The sequence below is a fragment of the Acinetobacter sp. N1-1 genome, assembly GCF_056711485.1.
On sequence record NZ_JBWXUO010000012.1, the window covers coordinates 125,094 to 146,034 of the forward strand.

The 20,941-nt window shown below is 37.1% G+C and carries 20 protein-coding genes; 13 read left to right on the forward strand and 7 right to left on the reverse strand.

Going from position 1 to position 20,941, the window contains the following annotated elements; genetic code table 11:
- Window positions 1-165: 165 nt before the first annotated feature.
- On the forward strand, window positions 166-1,875 hold the full coding sequence (locus tag AC1MPL_RS00850; protein ID WP_479763480.1) for an electron transfer flavoprotein-ubiquinone oxidoreductase: 1,710 nt from the start codon (window positions 166-168) through the stop codon (window positions 1,873-1,875).
- A 35-nt stretch (window positions 1,876-1,910) separates the two neighbouring features.
- On the opposite strand, the gene tusA is transcribed toward AC1MPL_RS00850, so the two are convergent.
- Window positions 1,911-2,168, reverse strand: coding sequence for a sulfurtransferase TusA (gene tusA, locus AC1MPL_RS00855; RefSeq protein ID WP_479763486.1), 258 nt, complete (start codon window positions 2,166-2,168; stop codon window positions 1,911-1,913).
- Window positions 2,169-2,345: 177 nt separating this feature from the next.
- Here tusA and AC1MPL_RS00860 point away from each other — a divergent pair, with 177 nt between their 5' ends.
- Window positions 2,346-3,185, forward strand: coding sequence for an HlyC/CorC family transporter (locus tag AC1MPL_RS00860; RefSeq protein WP_479763488.1), 840 nt, complete (start codon window positions 2,346-2,348; stop codon window positions 3,183-3,185).
- Entirely contained in the window at window positions 3,182-4,729 is a 1,548-nt protein-coding gene (lnt, locus tag AC1MPL_RS00865; RefSeq protein WP_479763490.1) for an apolipoprotein N-acyltransferase, read from the forward strand. Before AC1MPL_RS00860 ends, lnt begins: the two co-directional genes overlap by 4 nt.
- Before the next feature lie 39 nt (window positions 4,730-4,768).
- Here lnt and AC1MPL_RS00870 read toward each other — a convergent pair whose 3' ends face one another.
- On the reverse strand, window positions 4,769-5,659 hold the full coding sequence (locus AC1MPL_RS00870; RefSeq protein WP_479763492.1) for a LysR family transcriptional regulator: 891 nt from the start codon (window positions 5,657-5,659) through the stop codon (window positions 4,769-4,771).
- Window positions 5,660-5,764: 105 nt separating this feature from the next.
- Between AC1MPL_RS00870 and AC1MPL_RS00875 the strand changes: the two genes are divergently transcribed.
- The 8 genes from AC1MPL_RS00875 to AC1MPL_RS00910 all read left to right on the forward strand — a co-directional run bounded on the left by AC1MPL_RS00875 (window position 5,765) and on the right by AC1MPL_RS00910 (window position 15,960).
- Window positions 5,765-6,385, forward strand: a complete 621-nt coding sequence (locus tag AC1MPL_RS00875; RefSeq protein WP_479763494.1) for an NADPH-dependent F420 reductase — start codon at window positions 5,765-5,767, stop codon at window positions 6,383-6,385.
- A gap of 102 nt (window positions 6,386-6,487) precedes the next feature.
- Window positions 6,488-8,710 carry a primosomal protein N' gene (locus AC1MPL_RS00880; RefSeq protein ID WP_479763495.1) on the forward strand — a complete coding sequence of 741 codons (2,223 nt, stop codon included), beginning with the start codon at window positions 6,488-6,490 and terminating at the stop codon, window positions 8,708-8,710.
- A 108-nt stretch (window positions 8,711-8,818) separates the two neighbouring features.
- Window positions 8,819-10,660, forward strand: a complete 1,842-nt coding sequence (locus tag AC1MPL_RS00885) for a monovalent cation:proton antiporter-2 (CPA2) family protein (protein WP_479763496.1) — start codon at window positions 8,819-8,821, stop codon at window positions 10,658-10,660.
- A 50-nt stretch (window positions 10,661-10,710) separates the two neighbouring features.
- Window positions 10,711-11,583, forward strand: coding sequence for an Hsp33 family molecular chaperone HslO (hslO, locus tag AC1MPL_RS00890; RefSeq protein WP_479763498.1), 873 nt, complete (start codon window positions 10,711-10,713; stop codon window positions 11,581-11,583).
- 169 nt (window positions 11,584-11,752) lie between these two features.
- Window positions 11,753-12,505 (forward strand): MipA/OmpV family protein, encoded by a 753-nt coding sequence (locus AC1MPL_RS00895; RefSeq protein ID WP_479763500.1) that lies wholly within the window; start codon window positions 11,753-11,755, stop codon window positions 12,503-12,505.
- Window positions 12,506-12,610: 105 nt separating this feature from the next.
- Complete coding sequence (locus AC1MPL_RS00900; RefSeq protein ID WP_479763501.1) at window positions 12,611-13,990, forward strand: aspartate aminotransferase family protein; 1,380 nt, start codon at window positions 12,611-12,613, stop codon at window positions 13,988-13,990.
- Between the two features lie 9 nt (window positions 13,991-13,999).
- On the forward strand, window positions 14,000-15,073 hold the full coding sequence (locus tag AC1MPL_RS00905; RefSeq protein ID WP_479763503.1) for a GNAT family N-acetyltransferase: 1,074 nt from the start codon (window positions 14,000-14,002) through the stop codon (window positions 15,071-15,073).
- Entirely contained in the window at window positions 15,070-15,960 is an 891-nt protein-coding gene (locus tag AC1MPL_RS00910) for an arginase family protein (protein ID WP_479763505.1), read from the forward strand. The genes AC1MPL_RS00905 and AC1MPL_RS00910 overlap by 4 nt, the downstream gene beginning before the upstream one ends.
- Before the next feature lie 6 nt (window positions 15,961-15,966).
- On the opposite strand, the gene AC1MPL_RS00915 is transcribed toward AC1MPL_RS00910, so the two are convergent.
- From AC1MPL_RS00915 to AC1MPL_RS00930, 4 genes are read right to left on the reverse strand one after another with little or no spacing between them, the layout of a single operon-like run.
- On the reverse strand, window positions 15,967-16,371 hold the full coding sequence (locus AC1MPL_RS00915) for a DMT family transporter (RefSeq protein WP_040331946.1): 405 nt from the start codon (window positions 16,369-16,371) through the stop codon (window positions 15,967-15,969).
- A complete protein-coding gene (locus AC1MPL_RS00920; RefSeq protein ID WP_479763507.1) occupies window positions 16,368-16,727 on the reverse strand; it encodes an EamA family transporter in 360 nt (119 codons plus the stop codon). The genes AC1MPL_RS00915 and AC1MPL_RS00920 overlap by 4 nt, the downstream gene beginning before the upstream one ends.
- 8 nt (window positions 16,728-16,735) lie before the next feature.
- Window positions 16,736-17,599 (reverse strand): alpha/beta hydrolase, encoded by an 864-nt coding sequence (locus AC1MPL_RS00925; protein ID WP_479763509.1) that lies wholly within the window; start codon window positions 17,597-17,599, stop codon window positions 16,736-16,738.
- Window positions 17,596-18,303 carry an MtnX-like HAD-IB family phosphatase gene (locus tag AC1MPL_RS00930; protein WP_479763511.1) on the reverse strand — a complete coding sequence of 236 codons (708 nt, stop codon included), beginning with the start codon at window positions 18,301-18,303 and terminating at the stop codon, window positions 17,596-17,598. Before AC1MPL_RS00930 ends, AC1MPL_RS00925 begins: the two co-directional genes overlap by 4 nt.
- A 333-nt stretch (window positions 18,304-18,636) precedes the next feature.
- Here AC1MPL_RS00930 and AC1MPL_RS00935 point away from each other — a divergent pair, with 333 nt between their 5' ends.
- Window positions 18,637-19,557 (forward strand): DnaJ C-terminal domain-containing protein, encoded by a 921-nt coding sequence (locus AC1MPL_RS00935; protein ID WP_479763513.1) that lies wholly within the window; start codon window positions 18,637-18,639, stop codon window positions 19,555-19,557.
- Between the two features lie 11 nt (window positions 19,558-19,568).
- Window positions 19,569-19,895 (forward strand): chaperone modulator CbpM, encoded by a 327-nt coding sequence (locus AC1MPL_RS00940; protein ID WP_479763514.1) that lies wholly within the window; start codon window positions 19,569-19,571, stop codon window positions 19,893-19,895.
- A 20-nt stretch (window positions 19,896-19,915) separates the two neighbouring features.
- Here the strand turns inward: AC1MPL_RS00940 and AC1MPL_RS00945 are convergent, their stop codons facing one another.
- Window positions 19,916-20,767 (reverse strand): Cof-type HAD-IIB family hydrolase, encoded by an 852-nt coding sequence (locus AC1MPL_RS00945; RefSeq protein WP_479763515.1) that lies wholly within the window; start codon window positions 20,765-20,767, stop codon window positions 19,916-19,918.
- Window positions 20,768-20,941: the final 174 nt, after the last annotated feature.

Below are 20,941 nucleotides of genomic sequence, written 5' to 3' on the forward strand. Positions count from 1 at the left end.
AAAATACACACATATCAGCCAATAGGCTATTCTATACATCTAAGTTGATTATATCTCAGACATATCATTTCATATATGTCTTAGGTCTGTGTCTATAGAAAACACTCATGGCAGCACCACAATGTACCGTTTGGTTGCCACCCTTTTCAATATGAGGAGTCCTACATGGAACACATCGAACGCGAATCGATGGAGTTTGACGTTGTTATTGTTGGTGCAGGGCCTGCTGGTCTTTCTGCAGCGATAAAAATTCGTCAGTTAGCGATTGAACATGACTTATCTGATTTAACCGTTTGTGTCGTAGAAAAGGGCTCCGAAGTCGGTGCACATATTCTGTCTGGTGCTGTACTTGAGCCACGTGCATTAAATGAGCTTTTTCCAAACTGGAAAGAAGAAGGCGCACCACTTCATGTATCTGTTAAAGAAGACAAGACTTACTTCTTAATGTCAGATACGAAACATCAAGAAGCACCTCATTGGATGGTTCCTAAAACCATGCACAACAATGGAAACTATGTCGTTTCACTCGGTAATGTTGTTCGTTGGTTAGGTGAAAAGGCAGAAGAGTTAGAAGTTGCAGTTTTCCCAGGATTTGCCGCCTCTGAAATTTTGTATCATGAAAATGGTACAGTAAAAGGCATTCAAACTGGTGATATGGGTATTGGTAAAGATGGCGAACCTACGGCTCACTTTACACCTGGTTATGAACTTCATGCGAAATATACCATTTTTGCAGAAGGCTGCCGTGGCCATCTTGGTAAACGTCTGATTGAAAACTTTAAACTAGACAAAGACGTAGATCCTCAACACTACGGCATTGGAGTTAAAGAGCTTTGGGAAATTGACCCTGAAAAGCATAAAGAAGGTTTAGTGATGCATGGTGCAGGTTGGCCATTGTCTGAAACAGCATCTTCTGGCGGTTGGTGGTTATACCATGCAGAAAATAATCAGGTTACTTTAGGCATGATTATTGACCTTTCTTATACCAACCCAAATATGTATCCATTTATGGAAATGCAACGTTGGAAGACGCACCCTCTTATTAAACAATATTTAGAAGGTGGTAAACGTATTTCTTACGGCGCACGCGCAGTGGTTAAAGGCGGCTTTAATGCTTTACCAAAACTCACTTTCCCAGGTGGTTGCCTTATTGGTGATGATGCAGGTTTCCTAAACTTCGCCAAAATTAAAGGCTCTCATACAGCAATGAAGTCTGGCATGCTGTGTGCAGAGGCGGTTTTTGAAGCGATTGCAAATGGTGTAGAAAAAGGTGGCGAAATTGGTATTGCACGCACGATGGAAGATGAAGATCACTTCATTACTGAAGTCACTGCATATACAGATAAATTTAACCAAAGCTGGCTAAAAGAAGAACTTTATAATTCTCGTAACTTTGGCCCTGCCATGCATAAGTTTGGTCAGTGGTTTGGTGGCGCATTTAACTTTGTTGACCAAAACATTTTTAAAGTACCATTTACACTACATGACACTGTCCCAGACTTTGCTGCTTTAAAAACAATTGATGCAGAGAATTTTAAGCCAAACTATCCAAAACCCGATGGTACGCTTACATTTGACCGTTTATCTTCTGTTTTTATTTCAAATACAGTACATGAAGAAAATCAACCATCTCATTTGAAGCTGACAGATGCCACTATTCCTGTAAATGTAAATTTACCAAAATGGAATGAACCAGCACAGCGTTATTGCCCTGCTGGGGTCTATGAAATTATTGAGGAAGACAACACCAAACGCTTCCAAATTAATGCTGCAAACTGTGTGCATTGCAAAACATGTGATATTAAAGATCCTTCACAAAATATTACATGGGTGACGCCTGAAGGTGGCGGTGGTCCAAACTATCCAAATATGTAATTAAGATAAGCCTCTCACTGTGAGAGGCTTATTTTTTATCCTTTTTTAATCAGATAACGGTACTCTTTATGTCCCTTATCATCTAAATATTCTTCTTTTAATAGTAACTCATGGTTCATATGTACACAAAAACGTGGAATATCCCAAGAAGTTGAAATATCTGTTGCAAACACCTCTACAACTTCACCTGACTGTATTTTTCGTATTGCCTGACGCAGCATCATAATTGGATCTGGGCAGTACAAACCTCGAGTATTAAGCTGAATTTGGGGTTCAACTGATACATCTGTCATAACAAATACATCACTTTAAAATAAAATTAATTTTATCATAATGGCTTAAATCATGTCGTGCCAAAAAAATTCATTCTTTTCAAATTTTTCATACAGTTTATATAATGCATGAACCTTTTTTCTTCGGTATGATGACGGCTCTACTTTGATAACAAATACACCTATTTAGGAAGGATCATGCAAGAGGAATCAGGCTCATCATGGGGTATGCGCGGCTTAAGAAAATGGTTAGGCACCGCACCAGAAACCAGAGATGAGTTACTCAAACTTGTACAAGACTCTCGTCGTTTTTTAGAACCTGATACTGTTGCAATGCTTGAGGGCGTACTCGACCTCCCTGCAACAAAAATACGTGAGGTTATGACACCACGTACTGCAATGGTCAGCTTACAAGAGGATGATCAACTACTAGACATTCTCCATGTACTTATCGAATCTGCACACTCTCGCTTTCCAGTTTTCTCTGCCGATCAACCTGATACTGTGGTAGGTGTACTTCTTGCAAAAGACTTATTGCCATTTTTATCTGAACCTACTGCAAAAGTAGATATTCGTGCCCTAATGCGTCAGCCTCTATTTATTCCTGAAAGTGCACGTTCAGACCAACTATTGCGTATGCTTAAAAATACACAAACACATATTGCAATGGTCATTGATGAATACGGTGCAACGTCAGGACTGGTAACCTTAGAAGACATCTTAGAAGAAATTGTCGGTGAAATCGAAGATGAACATGATAAAGCAGATGAAGAAGGGCAATTTATTCTGCCAGATGCAAAGCATGAAACTACACATGCATGGATTGTACAAGCACTAACACCAATTGAATACTTTAATGAACTATTAGATGCAGACTTTTCTGATGATGAAGTAGAAACTGTTGGAGGTTTACTTCTACAGGAAATTGGCTTAGTAAACGACCTACAGGGTCAAACTATTGAAATTAAAGATTGGAAATTTACTATTATTGAGGCCGACACACGAACCATTCAACTCATTCGGGCTGTTCGTCAATGAGTCAAGTAACATCTAGGACTCTTAAAAATTTCAAACTTCCCGCCTTTATGATTTGTATTATTGCTTTAATCTCAGGTGGGATGTTTAGCCTATCATTGGCACCATATCATTATTGGTGGATTGCTCTCCTTTCACCTGCATTACTTTATGCATGCTTAATACAGCGCAAGCCAAGACAAGCCTTTTTTATTGGCTGGAGTTTCGGTTTTGGTCTATGGTTTACAGGCGCTTTTTGGCTATTTGCATCGATTCATAACTATGGAAATATAAGTACGCCCGTGGGTGTATTTCTTATTGCTCTTCTCGCTTTGACTATGGGGCTATTTAGTGCCGTTCAAACATGGACATATAAGCGCTTTTTTCCTGAAACACCCCTTACGTTTGCACCACTATGGATTTTATTTGAATGGCTAAAAACATGGTTATTCACTGGTTTTCCATGGCTTTTTGTCGGTTATGCATTTACAGGTGCTTTTTTAGATGACTATGCACCACTTTTTGGTGTTTTAAGTGTTTCTTTTGTTGCTGTACTCATTGCAGCAGCTTGTGTTGAGATTATACGTAAACGTATTTTTTGGATTCTTCCAATTTTTACACTACTTATAGGCGCTTGGGGTGCATCTTATTTACAGTTTGTACAACCTAAAAATGAAAAACCGCTAAGTGTTTCACTGGTTCAAGGAAATATTCCTCAAGACTTAAAATGGTTAAGCACATACCAAGACCGCACTTTAGGAATATATCAAGACCTCAGCGCAACAGAATGGGGACGTGACCTCATTGTATGGCCTGAATCTGCAATACCCATGACGCAAACAGCAGTCGCGCCATTTATAGAAGATATTGCACAAACAGCTAAAATTAATCATTCAGCTTGGTTGAGTGGTATTCCCTATTATGATGAACAAGCTTCTATTCAAGCAGGTCGAAGTATTTTTTATAATAGTTTAATGGCCTTAGGTGACCAAACATCAGGGTTATATGAAAAACAGCGTCTTGTTCCTTTTGGAGAATATGTCCCATTTGCTGGGCTCTTAAAATGGGTTTTACCTGCTCTACAAGATGATATTACCGAAGGTAGTCTTTCCGCAGGGCCATCTAGACAAAAAGCATTAAATGTAAAGCAACATAACTTAGGTACAGCAATTTGCTATGAGGTTGCTTATCCAAATATTACCCGTATTAATGCACAACATAGTGACTTTATGGTGACTGTATCTAATGACGCTTGGTTCTCTGGTACGGCAGGGCCATGGCAACATTTACAAATGGTTCAAATGAGAGCCAAAGAAAATGGACGGTGGTTTATTCGTGCAACCAATACAGGAGTCACCGCGTTTATCAATGAAAAAGGAAAAATCGTTTCACAAGCCCCGATTGATCGACCGTTTGTATTACGCCACGACCTTCCTGCATTTTCAGGGCAAACCCTATATAACCGCTTAGGTGACCTACCAATTCTTATTTTTTCAGTGATTTTACTTTGTTTAGGTATTTATTATCGACCAAGGCAAAAAGATATATCATTTAAATCACGGCGTTAAAAAAAACCTCCATAGGGAGGTTTTTTAATCAGATAATTTCTATTTAGGAAATGCTTTTTCCAACTCTTCTAAAAAGACTTTTATCCTCACAATACTCCGACTTTTCTCTAAAAAAATTGCATTCATTGGTTTCACAGGCAAGGTAAAATCTTTTAATACTTGTACTAATCTTCCCTTTTTTACTTCCTTATCCAATATACTTTTTGGCCCTAGAACGATACCTAAACCATGTATGGCTGTATTTAATAAAACATTCCAATTACTACTTCTAAAAGTATCATTGATAACGACAGAAGTGGTTATATTATTTCTGATGAAATTCCAACTGCATAAAGAACACCCATCTATTGCACTATGTAATAAGCATTTATGACTTTCTAAATCAATAGGTTGAATTGGGGTACCATAGCATTTTAAATAATCAGGAGCTGCACATACCATTAATTCATATGATTGCAAGACTACTGCAGAAACTCGAGTATTATCATAATCACCAATACGAATTACAATATCAAATTTATTATCAGCTAGTTCAACTAGTTTATCGTCCAATATCAATTCAATTTTTATATTTTCATACTTTTTCATAAACTTAGTAAGAAAAAGTGGAAGTTGGTGCACGCCAAATGTAGTTGGTGCATTTATTCTTAAAACACCTCTAGGACTATGGTTTAATTCTTTCATTAAATCATCAGCATCATTCATGCCTTTAAGGATTTTTATACAGTGCTCATAATAAACTATTCCATTGTGCGTTAATGTTTGTTTTCGCGTTGTCCTAATAATAAGTACCGTATTTAGATGATACTCAAGATATGAAATATGTTTTGCAACCATCTGGGGCGACATATTCAATATATTTGCAACTTTTGCATAAGATCCTAATTCTGCTACTTTTACAAAGACAGCTATACTTTTTAATTTATCCATTATTCACAACTCATAGTTGTTAATTACTATTAAAATTCACTATTTATCATGAAATAGTTGTTATGTATAAAATATAAACCAATACTTTAGAAAATGGATAAAAATATGAAGGTTGGAATTATCGGAGCTGGAATAGTTGGCAAAACATTAGGCAAGCTTATAGCTAAAGCAAACCATCAAGTAATGATCAGCAATTCAAGAGGGCCTCAGAGCCTATTTAGCTTACCCTACTATTTTCCTTGTGAAGTTGGGAATATAAATGAAACAATTGATTTCGGTGAGCTTATTATTTTAGCAATACCATTTTATGCATATACATCATTGCCTAAAAACTCATCTACACAGAATAAAATTATTATTGATGTAACCAACTTTTATAAAGAAAGAGATGGAGATATCTACAACATAGAGGAAAATAATATTTCTAGTAGTGAAATAATTGCAAAGTATTTAAATAGTACGCACATTATCAAAACACTTAATGCTATAAAAATGCAAGATTTAGAAAACAATAGTTTCCTACCCACTTCTTCAAAAAAAATAGCATTACCCCTCGCAGGGGATCAGCAAGTAGATAAAGAAAGGGTTATCAGTTTATTAAATGATTTAGGTCTCGAAACTGTCGATGTTGGCTCACTAGCTCAAGGTAAACGATTTGAGCACGGTACACCTATTTATTGTATACTGCATGATAAAGCGCACCTCGAAAGTTATTTTAATAAATAAAAAATTCATATCACTCACAACATATCAATATATATGTTGTGAGTGATATTAAGCATGAGCATGCTAAAATCTTTTAAAATATAGAAAACACGCTTAAGTCTTATGGTATTAAACACAGTAACTTCTAGTCATCCACTTCGTATTCGTGTTGCTGTGCCATTACCACTTAACGACTGCTTTGACTACTTAGTAACTGCTGAGCAATATACTAACCTCGAAATTGGTTCACGCGTGAAAGTACCTTTTGGTCGTCAACAATGTATTGCCGTTGTTATGGAAAAGGTGCCACCCAATACTCCACAAGAAACCAAATTTAAGCTTAAACATATTTTAGAAATCTTAGACCCTTCATCACTAATCACCCCAAACGTAATATCCTTATTAAAATGGTCAGCACAATACTATCTGTTTCCGATTGGTGAAGTTGTACAAAGTGCCTTTCCTACACGCCTACGACAAGGCTACGCTTATGCGAGAACAGCGCTTGCTTGGAAAGTTATAGACTTTGATGCAAATGAGAAACTTAAACGCTCAGAAAAACAGCGTGCGGTATATACTCATTTACTTAAACAAACAGAGCCTTACTTTGAAACAAGCCTTATTAATGAAGGCTTCTCTCTACCGACTCTCCGTGCCTTAGAAAAAAAGCAAATCATTCAAGAAACTGAAAAAAATATCGACTTTTCCGCAAAGCCTATACAGTTGGCACAATCATCCTTAACAGCAAATGAAGACCAAAAGAAAGCGATTGATCAAATCTTAGAAAAACAAGACACTTATCAAGCCTTTTTACTTGATGGCATTACAGGCAGTGGAAAGACAGAAGTTTATTTGCAAGTCATGTATGAAGTATTAAAACAGGGAAAACAAGTCCTTGTTTTAGTCCCTGAAATTGGACTTACCTCTCAAACTATTTCTCGCTTTAGAGCAAGGTTTGACTGTCATATCACCCTACTTCATTCAGGCTTAACAGATCTACAGCGTTTACATGCATGGCAACAAGCACAAACAGGGCAAGCCTCAATTATTTTGGGCACACGCTCTGCAATTTATACACCGTTACCGCACCTTGGTCTCATTATTTTAGATGAAGAACATGACTTATCTTTTAAGCAACAAGATGGCTTTCGCTACCATGCTAGAGACGTTGCTTTATATCGTGCTTATCTTGAAAAATGCCCAATTATTTTAGGCTCAGCAACCCCAAGCATAGACAGCCTTGCATTGGTTGAGCAAAAGAAAATTCAGCATCTCACTTTAAATACACGTACAGGCAATGCTGTCCTGCCCAAAATGCATCTGATCGACCTCAAAGTAAGCCCAAAAGTACATGGGCTCAGCCAATATTTGATTGGCCACATCAAGCAACGCTTGCAACAACAAGAACAAGTACTTATATTTTTAAATAGACGTGGATATGCCCCTGTGATGATGTGTGAACACTGCGGATGGCAAGCTAACTGTCCAAATTGTGATGCACACTTTACACTACACACACAGCCTTATCAGCATTTACATTGCCATCACTGCGGGCTTGTTCAAGTCTTACCCCCAAGCTGTCCTGAATGTAAACAAGAAACATTAAAGCCCATTGGCTTAGGCACCGTAAAAGTCGAAGATGGTCTTAAAGAACTATTTCCCGATACAGAAATTATTCGAGTAGACCGTGACAGTACAAGCCGTGTAGGCAGCCTCGAAAAAATATATGAAAAAATACACCAAAACAAACCACTTATTTTACTCGGCACACAGATGCTTGCTAAAGGGCATCATTTTCCTTATGTCACCTTAGTGGCTATTTTAGATATAGATGCAGGGTTACTCAGTGTAGACTTCCGTGCACCTGAGCGAACGGTGCAAATGATTGTTCAGGTGTCAGGTCGTGCAGGTCGTGGAGAGAAAAAAGGAGAGGTTTTTTTACAAACACTTCGCCCCGACCATCCCACATTAAACACACTTATTTCTAAAGACTATCGTGTATTTGCACAGCAAACATTAAAAGAACGCCAGACTGCATTACTACCACCTTATCGCTACACTGTTTTAGTTCGTAGTGAGTCTAAAGATGAGCAGAAAAACTTACAGTTCCTCACTGAAATTTCTAAAAATTTACAAGACATATCTACACAACATCTAGAAATATGGGGACCTATTCCCGCACCTATGCAACGTAAAGCAGGAAAATACCAAGCACATTTGGTCATTTTAGGAAAAGAGCGCGCACATCTACATTACTACGTCAGACATTGGTGGTCATTTGTACTTTCTCAATGTCCTACACATATCAAACTTTCTATTGATGTAGACCCACAAGAACTGAACTAAGTAATAATTTGATACGGTTTCAAATTATTGTGATCTTCACATGGCATAATTCATCTTCAATTACATACTAAAAAAGACCTTAGACGGTCTATGATTTAGGACACTTGCATGTCACTTTTACTACAAATGACTATCTTCTTAGGTGCATGTCTTATTATTGTACCTCTAGGCAAACGGTTAGGTATTGCCACCGTTCTAGGTTACTTATTTACAGGTATTATTTTAGGGCCAAGTGTACTCAATGTTGCCAACGACCCTCAGTCTATTATGGAGTTAGCAGAGTTTGGCGTTATTCTACTGATGTTCCTTATTGGACTAGAATTACGCCCTCAACGACTGTGGCAAATGCGACAAGCCATTTTTGCTATGGGTAGCTTGCAAGTCGGTGTGACTGGTTTTATTTTCATGGCAATTCTTTGGTTTTTCTTCCAACAAAGTATTCCTACAAGTTTTGCTGTTGGATTTGCGCTCGCACTTTCATCTACAGCATTTGTTTTACAATTACTCAATGAAAAACAAGAACTCAACACCACGTATGGTCAAAAGTCATTTTCAATTCTTCTCTTTCAAGATATCGCAGCCATTCCTTTACTTGCTGTCATTCCTTTACTTGCAGGTACGTCTTCTGCACATCATGGTATTGCCTATTTTGCTGCCATTATTGCAACATTTAGTGGTTTATTTTTATTTAGTCGTTTCGTCATGCGCCCATTTTTTAGATTTGTTGCAAAAAGTGGTGCAAGTGAGCTTATTACAGCCGTCGCCCTTTTTATTGTACTTGGGGTGGTTCTACTCATGGAAACACTCGGTATAAGCACAACCTTAGGTGCATTCTTAACAGGTGTCCTACTTGCAGACTCTGAGTTCAGACATGAGCTTGAAGCAAGTATTGCACCATTTAAAGGACTCCTATTAGGGCTCTTCTTTATGACTGTGGGCATGACAACTCAACTTTCCACCCTATTTAATAATCCACTGCTTATTATTGGTGGTGCAATCGTACTTTTACTCATCAAGCTTATTTCCATCACACTCATTGGCAGATATTACAGAAACACATGGAAAAATAGTCTGATGCTCGGTACGTGCCTTGCACAAGGTGGCGAATTTGCTTTTGTTGTTTTTAATGTCGCGCATAGCGAACAACTACTATCTCAAAGCTTACTTGAGCCTGTCACACTCATTGTTACCCTTTCCATGGTATTTACACCAATTCTATATTGGTTCATGACACGCTTTGTCATACCTCGCTTTGAACAAAATAATAAACAAGAGTTTGATGAGATCCCAAGCCATGAAAGTCCAATGATGATTGCAGGTTTCGGTCGTTTCGGACAAATTATTGCCCGTATTGCACGCTTACAGCACATTCCATTTATTGCTATAGACTCAAGCCTAAAACAAATTGACTTTGTACGTCGCTACGGCGGAAAAATTTATTATGGTGATGTCACACAACCTGAGTTGTTAAGATCGGCAGGGATTGAGCATGTCAAAGTTTTTGTACTTGCAATTGATGATGTTGAAGACTCACTCAACACTGCACGGCACATCACACTCAACTATCCTCATGTCAAATTATTGGTTCGTGCACGTGACCGTCATCATGTACATTTACTACGTGATATTGGTGTTACTCATATTTGGCGAGAAACCTATCTTTCTTCTTTAGGCCTTGCTTATCGTGCACTTCGAGAATTAGGTATGGAAGATCAAGAAGCTTATGAAAAAATAGAACTTTTCCGTGATTATGATGAAAAGCTACTGGCAGAACAGCAAAGTATTTATAACGACGAACAAAAAGTATTTGAAACACACCGCAATGCACTGGCAGAACTTGAACATTTATTTGAAAGTGACACCAAAGTTGAGCCAAAAGAAAATGAAGTCAACTTACGCCGTGGTCTTGGACAACAACGCATCAATGTTTCACGAAATGAAAACGAATAGCTTGTGTTTTTTTATGATGCCACCATTAACTAAAGGGATTGGAGAAATATATGTCTAACTTACGTCAACGTTTTTATATTGAAAACTGCCCTGTTCGTGGTGAGGTTGTTCATTTAGATGAAGCCCTGCAAACCATTTTATCTCAACGTGCTTACCCTAAAGCTATTCAAGTACTACTTGGGGAAATGCTCAGTGCAACAGCATTACTTGCAAGTACCTTAAAAATTAAAGGTCGAATTAGCTTACAAATTCAGGCTCAAGGTACACTCAAGTGGGCCATGGCTGAATGCAACCACCTTGGTGAAGTACGTGCGTTAGCAGATTTTTCAGATGATGATCGCTTTGCTCAAGCAATAGACAGTAGTACTGTACTTTCTACGTTAGAACAACCTGTGTTGTTTATTAATATTGAACCAGAGATGGGTGAGCGCTATCAAGGCATTGTACCTTTAGATAAACCAACGCTTGCACAATGTCTAATGCAGTATTATGACCTATCTGCACAAATACCAACACATATTGTACTTGCAAGTACAACGGAAGCGTCGGGTGGTTTACTTATACAACTACTTCCACGTACCGAAGAAGAGCAAGAAACCATTGATGAAGATTTATGGCCTCGCCTCATTATGCTTACAAATACACTCAAAGCAGATGAACTAACCGAACTAGATGCTCAAGAAATCTTATTCCGCCTATACCATGAAGAAGATATCACATTACCTGAGCAAGAGTCACTTCAGTTTGCATGTACCTGCTCTCGTGAGAAGTGTGTCAATGCACTCATACAAATTGGTGAAAATGCTGTAAAAGAAACACTCGAAACACAGAATCCAATTGAAATGGATTGCCAATTCTGTAACTCACGCTATACCTTTAATGCAGAAGAAGCACTTTCTCTTTTTGGTAAACATCTAAGCTAAGAAATAAGCATAAGGGGAGCTTCCCCTTATGCTTATACTTAAAATTTTGTGAATATATTTATTTTTATTGTTACTTTTTAAGTTTAATATAATAATTAACTCTTAGATTACTTCTGTTTTTTGAATGTATTGGCTTAGAATATGAATTCTAAACCTATGGAAACTTTGCATGAAGATGAAATTAACCGCTACAAAAATAATAATAGTTCCATTACTTATCGTAAATAGTTTCTCTTTCGTACATGCAGATGAACCTTCTAAACTACAAATTGGCTTAACCGACACCTACGATTTCCAAGCTTATAAAAATCAAAATAATCCGAATACAATTCTTCCTGCTATTTTCTACGATTCTAAGCATTTCTATATTGACGGTGATGAAGTTGGTATCTATGGCATAAATCAGCCAAATCATAAACTTAAATTCAACTTATATTACGATTCTAGTGAGTTTAAACCATCAGACCAACTCAATAAGTTGAACAAAAGAAAACCTTCAGTCATGGCAGGTAGTAGCTATACTTATATTACACAATATGGTGGCTTTCAAATTCAGGCTGAACAAGACATCTTATCTAGAAGCCATGGGGCGTTTACAACATTTGCATACCTTGCCGAGCTTAACTATAACAAATGGACATTTGCACCTGAGCTTGGTGTACAGTGGAATAGTAAAAAATATAATAACTATTACTACGGTATAAGCACAGCCGAGGCTCAATCTACTGGCTTTAAAGAATACCATCCAAAACAAAGTCTACAACCTTATCTTAGCTTAGATACAGCATATACATTAAACTCACGATGGACACTTTACAGCGGACTACAAGTTACAGGTTTATCAAACCAACAATATAGTAGCCCTATGGTAGATAAAAAAACTGATATTTCGACATCTCTTGGTTTTTTATATCAATTTTAAAAATTGTTTAAACACTTTCTCACATTCTTTAATGTTTTGTTCAAAATAGTATGTTATTTAACTGCAAAACATTCTAGACTAAATCAGCACAATAAGGACTGACTTATGGCAATTAACGAAAAGCAACTATTGCTTGATGAAGCAAAATACTGTTCGCATGGTGATACTGTACACTATGTAGAACCACCAAAAATCTTTACAAACTGTGAAGGTAGCTACCTCTACGATGACCAAGATACGCCTTATCTAGATCTTCAAATGTGGTATTCCGCTGTTAACTTTGGCTATAAGAATCCTCGTTTAGATAAAGCGCTGATTGACCAAATTAACACCCTGCCACAAGTTGCTAGCCAATACTTACACCCTACAAAAATTCAGTTAAGTAAAGCAATTGCAGAAGATATCTTCAAAAAAACAGGTGAAGCAGGTCGTATTCACTACAATGTTGGTGGTTCACAAGCCATTGAAGATTCACTCAAAGTTGTACGTAACTTTACTGGCGGTAAAAGCCGTATGTTTGCCTTCGAAGGCGGTTACCATGGTCGTACTTTAGGTGCATCATCAATTACTTCGAGCTACCGCTACCGTCGTCGCTATGGTCACTTTGGTGATCGTGCGCATTTCATTCCATTCCCATACCCATTCCGTCGTCCAAAAGGAATGACTGCTGAAGAGTATGGTGACAAACTCATTGCTGAATTTGCACGTTTATTTGAAACTGAATATCACGGTGTTTGGGATCCTAAAGTAGGCGAAAGTGAGTTTGCTGCTTTTTACATGGAAACCATTCAAGGTACAGGTGGTTACGTTATTCCGCCTAAGAACTTCTTCACAGGCTTGAAAAAAGTACTTGATGATCATGGTATTTTATTGGTAGTCGATGAAGTTCAAATGGGCTTCTACCGTACAGGTAAACTATGGTCATGGGAACACTTTGGCATTACACCAGACATTACCGTATTTGGTAAAGCACTCACCAATGGTCTAAACCCATTGGCAGGTATCTGGGCAAAAGAAGCTCTTATTAACCCTGAAGTATTCCCAGTTGGTTCTACGCACTCAACATTTGCATCTAACCCACTCGGTACTGCTGTTGGTTTAGAACTTATGACTATGCTTGCTGAAAAAGACTATGAAAAGCAAATCATGGAAAGCGGTGCATACTTCCTAGAAGGTTTAAAAGATCTTCAAACGCGTCATCCAGAAATTGGTGATGTTGATGGTCTAGGTCTTGCACTTCGTGCCGAAATCTGTGAAATAGACGGATTTACACCGAACAAAGCACTTCTTGATAAAATGGTTGATATTGGTCTATCTGGTACTTTAGAGTACAACGGTCAAAAATGTGGTCTTGTTCTTGATGTGGGCGGTTATTACAAAAACGTAATTACTTTTGCACCATCACTTGAAATTTCACGCGCTGAGATTGATCAAGCACTTGTACTACTTGAGCAATTGCTTAACCGTGCGAAAAAGGAAATCTAAACATTTCTTATGGACAATGGTTTAAATCATGTAGAACCAAATCGTCTCGTGGATGCTTTTTTAAAGCATCCACCTCAAGATTTTCAGGCATCTACCTTACATAACTCTCTTTATTACTTCGTTACCAACTTCAATTTACTCACGACACTTGATGCACCCGTACGTCAAAAAATTGAATCATTGGTTGGCTATCAGTATTGGAAAAAAATTGTTCATTTTCCAACACGCTTTATTGGTACAACAGTCACAGAATATACGCCATTACCTAAAAATATTTCATCCGAAATACTTATAGATACTATAAAGAAGAATAGTCACAAACATAGTCTTACGATTATTAAAGACCTTCCGCTGTCATCACCTTTACTCACAAAAGAAGAAAATACCGTAAGTGAAGCACTCATTACTCAAGCAAAGCAAACTGGCTTCTTGACTGTTGAAGGACAGGCATTGGCTTATGTCGAGATAGACTTTAATGATCGAGATGATTACCTTTCTAGACTTTCAAAAAGTAGACGTAAAAATTTAAAACGCAAACTGCGTAGCTTAGATGAACTAAAGGTAGAAGTTCACCACACAGGTGACAATTACTTTAGCGATACAAGTCATCTTGAGCAATTATATACGCTGTACCTTGCTGTATATAAACAAAGTGAAATTCATTTTGACTTACTCAGCAAAGCATTCTTTCAAGAGATTTTACAAGATAGTCAAAGTAACGGTCGTGTTTTCATGTATTGGAAAGATGACATACTCGTTGGCTATAACATTTGTTATGTCTATAAAGATAAACTCGTAGATAAATATATTGGTCTTAACTACCCTCTTGCACTCGATTATAACCTCTATTTCATTAGCTGGTTTGTTAACCTCGACTATGCAAAAAGCCAACAGTTAAAATATTATGTTGCAGGTTGGACAGACCCTGATGTAAAAGCACAGCTTGGTGCAAAGTTCACCTTCACTCAACATCTTGTATGGGTAAAGTCGCCGTTACTTCGTTTTATTTTAAAAAGATTTAGACATTTATTTGAAGCAGATGCACATTGGCATCAACAACAAGAAGAGAAAACTGCCAAATGAGTACCTCACCACGTACCCCTATTGTTCTAAATTTTGATGACTCCTCAATGGCATCAAACCAAACATGGATAAATATTCCTTTACAAAATGAACAGGAAACCATTCGTTTTGGTTGTAAATGGCAAGCATTTGAAACACTAGAGCAAAAACTATCAAATGAACTTCCATCCACAGAAGCAATGGGTTGCGTGCTTTTAGGCAGTGGAGATTATCATCACCTCAGTTATTTATTATTGTCGCGTCTTAACAAAGAACACCCCATACATCTTATTATCTGTGATAACCATCCAGATAATATGCGCTACCCTTTTGGTATTCATTGTGGTTCTTGGGTATATTGGGCAAGTCAATTACCACATGTTGCACGTATAGACGTGCTAGGTATTGGCTCAAGCGACATTGGATTAGCACATGCATGGGAAAATCATTGGTCGCCACTACGTCAAGGAAAGTTGCACTACTGGAGCATTCAACAAAATGCAAGTTGGTTAAATAAAGTCGGTGCAAAGTCTGCATGGCATGCATTTGATGAACCAGATTCACTTATGAAAGCATTTTTAGCTGAAATGAAAAAGATAAACTTACCGGTTTATTTATCTATAGATAAAGATGTACTGTCTGAAGATGTAGTGCAAACCAATTGGGATCAGGGCTATTTTGCAGAAGAGCACTTAAATTTGCTCATAGATGCATGTGACCAAAAACTTATAGGTGCAGATATCACTGGAGATATTTCACTGTACCAATATAAACAATGGTTCAAACGTCTTCTCAGTTCATTAGATGACCAAGAAATACCAAGTGAAAGTCAGCTTACAATTTGGCAGAAAGAACAACAAGCACTTAATATTAGACTCATTGATCGCATGCAAAACAAATGGAAATAGCTTTATTTAGGAAGTTTTTTTAGCAGCTTCTTCTGCTTTAAATTCTTCCGCTTCACCTTTGGCTAGGAACAACACACCTAAAACAATGAGTGCCATACCGCATACTTTTACAGCAGTCAATGGTTCATTAAAAAGCCAAACAGAAAGTAATGTCACACTAATCAACTCAATATGAGAAGCTGCAACTGCAGGGCCAATCGGTGCACGCTCAAGCAATGTCATCCATGTAAAGAATGAGGCGATATATCCTAAAAGCGCACCATAAATCCAAATATTACTAAAAATACGAATGAGCCAAGGCAAGTCGAATGTAAGAGGCATTGCATGATTTGAAGCCATTTTAAAACTTACTTGAGCCAAAGTATCAAATAGCATTAAAATGGAGAATCCCACCAAATAAAACAGTCTCATATACTCATTCCAATCACTGCGACACCTGCTGTAATAAGCAATACACCAATTAAACGATATTTGGTTATTTTCTCTTTAAAGAACAAGCGTCCTGCTACCATAATTACGACAATGTTAATACAGCCAAGCATCACACCATCAGAGAGCGGTACCAAAGATAAAAAAGCAAGCCAAACAATAAACTCAATAACATAACAACCTATGCCTAACCACATCATTGGCATTTTGGCAAGGGCAACCCAACGCTCAACTCCTTCATAGTCTGCACCTTTCAGAGCAATAGCTTTAAAAGCCAATTGTCCAACAGTATCTATTGCAATGGTCAGTAACCATACGATAAAAACAATGGGTTCCATAAAATACCTTAGTTTTCTGCTTCTGAAGTTACATTATTAGAAGCCGCTTGTTCTTGTATTGAAGTACGATATGTATCTATAAAAGTCAAAGACTCATCAATGACCTGTTGACGATCATTGTCAATCGTAATCATATGATAGCTTTTCTTTAGCCAAACCAATTTTTTAGGACCTTGTACACCGTCATAAATAAGCTGGCTATTTTTACGATGTGCTATGTCATCTTCATACGCGTGTAAACATAAAGTTGCTGCTTTAATTTTATGCAGATTTTTTCGAACATGTGCCGATAACCGTTGCATATGATATAGCGAGTGCCAAGGGTTACCAGGTAGCCCTGCCTCGCTACTGTCACCATGATTCATAGAATTAACGATACGCTTTCTCAATGTTTCATTATAAATACCATATGGCTCTGCTTCATGAAGAATATTAGAACGTAAAATATTTAAATGAAAAACTAAAGGCAGTATCCATGGTGCAGACAATCTTCCCCATAAAGGCACACTCCACCCATCATATTTAAATGTTGGGCTATAACACAGTACACCCTTAACCTCTGGATGCTCAATGGTATAATTGAGTGCAAGTAATGACCCCATAGACAAACCACCAACAAAGATTTCATCGGTATATTGCTTAAGTTTTTCTGCACCTGCACACACACTTGCATACCAATCTTTCCAGTTTGTTTCTACAAGGTCTTCGACTGTACCGCAATGCCCTGCTAACTGTACTGAATAAACAGTATAACCTTGCTGATGGAATTTACGGGCCAATCCACGCATTTCATTAGGCGTACCTGTAAGTCCATGAATAAGTAAAATACCTGTACGATTGCCTTCCAACAAAAATGAGTGATCTGTGATCATACATGAACCTTAGCATTTAAATGTGGCACACTAACAAATTGGTTGAGTGTCTGAGTAAGTTCTTTAAATGTAGAAAATGGCACATGTTTAATATTATTTTCTTGGCAGTGCTTTAATAATGATTTTTTGGCATAAACATAGTCTGCCTCTTCTGACAAACAGAAGTCTGAGCGACCATCGCCAATAAGAATAGTTTTATATTGCTTATGTTGTGTCTGAGATACTTTACATTTGCATGTACCAGACTGCGACTTACACGTTGTCGTTGCATTCGGAAAATGTAACTGCCAACGATACTCGCTTACTTGCTCAAGCTGATTGGCAATGACGGGAACATGGCGTAAATTATATTTTGCTAGAATGTGACGAATAACCATATCTAAACCATCACTTACGATGGTCAGTGGAATACCTAGTTTTTTAGCAGTTTTCACAAAATCGATAAAGCTTTCATCAATCTCAATTTGCTGAACACGCGCTTCAAGCTGTTCTTTTGTAACATTAAGCAATGCAATTTGGCGCTGCATACACTCTTTAGAGCCTATTTCACCTTGCTCCCATAAATGCTCAATTTCTTCCCATCCTTGATCTGCAAAATTTTCCAACAAGACATCCGTTGTATCTTGCAAACTAATCGTACCATCAAAATCACATAGAATTTTCCAGCTATTTTCTTGGTACTGTTCAACATTCATGAGAAGCATAGGTTTTCTCTCAGCATATTTCCTAAAGTTCTCTGCTTACATTTAGGTAACAGAAAGCGTATAGTATAACCATTTTGATTAAACATTGCTTATATCTGAAAAAAATAATGTAACTTCTATGCTTTTTACAGGGGAAATCCAAATTAGTTAATCAATTCTTCTCATTTAAAATAGTACTTTAATAACCATTCTTTGTTGTTTTAATTCAGCTCATTTTTATAAGAAACGTTAGGCAACAATAATAAAACATTCACATACTATTGATTCTTTTTTACCCATAACATAATAAGAGAAGAAGAAAAACTTTAATACCTCTAATCATGTTGAACAATTATGGCTAAAAACTATTATGAAATCTTAGGCATAAGCAGAAGTGCAACGCCTGAAGAAATAAAAAAATCATATCGTAAACTTGCGAAAAAGTATCATCCCGACATTAGTAAAGAATCTGATGCTGAGGCACGTATGCAAGAAATTAATACGGCATACGATACTTTAAGCAATACAGAGCGTAAAACTGAATATGATTATGCTTTAGATCATCCTGAAAATGTATATCAAAATGGGAAAAATAATTATGATTTTTCAGGACAACAAGGGTTTCATCAAGGGCATGAATTTCATGGCTTTGAAGATTTATTTGGACGTTTTGGTTCAGGATTTGGTGGAGGAAGTTTCCAAGACCGACATTTTAAGGGTGAAGACCAACACGCATCTATCGAAGTTCCTATCGATGTAGCTTTTCATGGCTCAGTTCAAACAATTACCTTACAGATTCCAACATATACTGCACAAGGTAGACCCGAAGTTCAGCGAAAAACTTTAGAAATAAAAATACCTAAAGGAATAAAATCTGGTCAGCAAATTCGTTTAGCAAAACAAGGACAGTCTGGGATTAATGGTGGTGAAAATGGAGATCTTTATATTGAAATTACTTACCAAAATTCAAAGCAACTGTATGTAGAGGGTAATGACATTTACCTTGAAACACCTATTAGCCCGTGGGAAGCAGGTTTAGGTCAGAGTATTCAGGTCAAAATTCCTTCTGGTTCTATCATTGAAATTAATATTCCCAAGAATGTAAAAAGCGGTCAAAAGTTACGTATTAAAGATAAAGGCATTCCAAGCTCTCCTGCGGGTCATTTGTATCTCATACTCAATATTGAAGCACCTCAAGCAATTAGTCCTGAGCAACAACAAGCATATAAAAAACTTGCAGAAGTCTTTCCGCAATTTAACCCAAGAAAAATTTAAGGGCTTGCATTATGAAACATCATATACAGTATTCTGAAGTTATCAGCCACTCCTACCATGAAGTGGAAATTATCGACGAAGTATTTTCATTAGAAAAGTTTGCAGAAATTTGTGGGCATCAACCAGATTGGATTATTCAGCTCATTGAATATGATATTTTACCTAACAGAAATACAAAACATGAATCGCCTTCATTTCTACAAGAAGATATCCAACGTGTTAGAAAAGCATATCGTTTACAAAGAGATTTTGAAGCGTCCCTACCTGCTGTATCTGTTATGTTAGACCTTATTGATGAAATAAACATGCTTCGGAAGTGTGCTCCAAAGCATGTTTAATATTTTTTGGTTCGTCTAGTCTATAGACTTTCAGCCTGACATAGACGAACTAACTCTTCTTCATTTTTTGCATTAAGGACAATATCAATCACATCTAACACCGCCTCTTGTTCATTATGCTTGGCTTGATATTTCGCTACCTGTTTCAACTCAGGAATTGCATTTTCTACAGCAAACCCATAACCTGCTTTCTTAACCATCTCAATATCATTGTTATTGTCGCCAATAGCCAAAATTTCATGGTCTTCCACATGCCATTTATTTTGCAAGAAATCTAAACCATATGCTTTATGCTTATGCGGTACAATTAAATCAATAAAACCAAATCCACTTGAAACCATTTTTACATCGCCCGATTGAATGTATGACTTTGTCTTTAAATCATTCGTTAGCATTTCAAAATCATAGTAGGTTGTATTAATGGTGACTTTGCAGACTAAATCATCAACTTGCTTTAAGTCATCAACTTGCTTTAAGCGCTTAAAGTATTTATTTAACTTTGGCATTGCCTCAGATTTTACTTCAGGGCCAATATATGCGCCCTGTTTCCCACAGAGAATGACTCCATCGGCGTAACGTTGTAATAAGTCATCGACCATTGTATTTACAACATTTTGGCTAAAGTGGGAAAAACTAACCTCCTCTACACCATCCATAACATAAGCGCCATTTTCAGCAACATATGCAATTTCATCTTGAATTTCGGAGAAGTAATTTTTAAGTGTCCAAAGTTGGTTTCCACTTGCTGCTACAAAGTGGATGTTACGTGCTTGTAACTGAAGAAACTGTGCAAAAAAACGCTGTTTATTGTACTTTTTTTCTCCATTTAGAAATGTACCATCCATATCTACAGCGATTAATTTAATTGACATTTTCACCTCGTAGGCTAAGACAAACTATTTCACATCATTTTTTTTAATTTCACTTTCCTTTCAAATTATCTTAGCAAGAGATGACATGCTTATGAATGATATTGCCTTAAATATTACAAAATTCTAATATTTTTATTTTCTTTCATTATCGGAAACAACCAAACATTAAAATAT

Coding starts and splice junctions, on each gene's coding strand:
- AC1MPL_RS00850 (WP_479763480.1), top strand. CDS start 166: ATGGAACACATCGAACGCGAATCGATGGAGTTTGACGTTGTTATTGTT.
- tusA (WP_479763486.1), bottom strand. CDS start 2,168: ATGACAGATGTATCAGTTGAACCCCAAATTCAGCTTAATACTCGAGGT.
- AC1MPL_RS00860 (WP_479763488.1), top strand. CDS start 2,346: ATGCAAGAGGAATCAGGCTCATCATGGGGTATGCGCGGCTTAAGAAAA.
- lnt (WP_479763490.1), top strand. CDS start 3,182: ATGAGTCAAGTAACATCTAGGACTCTTAAAAATTTCAAACTTCCCGCC.
- AC1MPL_RS00870 (WP_479763492.1), bottom strand. CDS start 5,659: ATGGATAAATTAAAAAGTATAGCTGTCTTTGTAAAAGTAGCAGAATTA.
- AC1MPL_RS00875 (WP_479763494.1), top strand. CDS start 5,765: ATGAAGGTTGGAATTATCGGAGCTGGAATAGTTGGCAAAACATTAGGC.
- AC1MPL_RS00880 (WP_479763495.1), top strand. CDS start 6,488: ATGGTATTAAACACAGTAACTTCTAGTCATCCACTTCGTATTCGTGTT.
- AC1MPL_RS00885 (WP_479763496.1), top strand. CDS start 8,819: ATGTCACTTTTACTACAAATGACTATCTTCTTAGGTGCATGTCTTATT.
- hslO (WP_479763498.1), top strand. CDS start 10,711: ATGTCTAACTTACGTCAACGTTTTTATATTGAAAACTGCCCTGTTCGT.
- AC1MPL_RS00895 (WP_479763500.1), top strand. CDS start 11,753: ATGAAGATGAAATTAACCGCTACAAAAATAATAATAGTTCCATTACTT.
- AC1MPL_RS00900 (WP_479763501.1), top strand. CDS start 12,611: ATGGCAATTAACGAAAAGCAACTATTGCTTGATGAAGCAAAATACTGT.
- AC1MPL_RS00905 (WP_479763503.1), top strand. CDS start 14,000: ATGGACAATGGTTTAAATCATGTAGAACCAAATCGTCTCGTGGATGCT.
- AC1MPL_RS00910 (WP_479763505.1), top strand. CDS start 15,070: ATGAGTACCTCACCACGTACCCCTATTGTTCTAAATTTTGATGACTCC.
- AC1MPL_RS00915 (WP_040331946.1), bottom strand. CDS start 16,371: ATGAGACTGTTTTATTTGGTGGGATTCTCCATTTTAATGCTATTTGAT.
- AC1MPL_RS00920 (WP_479763507.1), bottom strand. CDS start 16,727: ATGGAACCCATTGTTTTTATCGTATGGTTACTGACCATTGCAATAGAT.
- AC1MPL_RS00925 (WP_479763509.1), bottom strand. CDS start 17,599: ATGATCACAGATCACTCATTTTTGTTGGAAGGCAATCGTACAGGTATT.
- AC1MPL_RS00930 (WP_479763511.1), bottom strand. CDS start 18,303: ATGCTTCTCATGAATGTTGAACAGTACCAAGAAAATAGCTGGAAAATT.
- AC1MPL_RS00935 (WP_479763513.1), top strand. CDS start 18,637: ATGGCTAAAAACTATTATGAAATCTTAGGCATAAGCAGAAGTGCAACG.
- AC1MPL_RS00940 (WP_479763514.1), top strand. CDS start 19,569: ATGAAACATCATATACAGTATTCTGAAGTTATCAGCCACTCCTACCAT.
- AC1MPL_RS00945 (WP_479763515.1), bottom strand. CDS start 20,767: ATGTCAATTAAATTAATCGCTGTAGATATGGATGGTACATTTCTAAAT.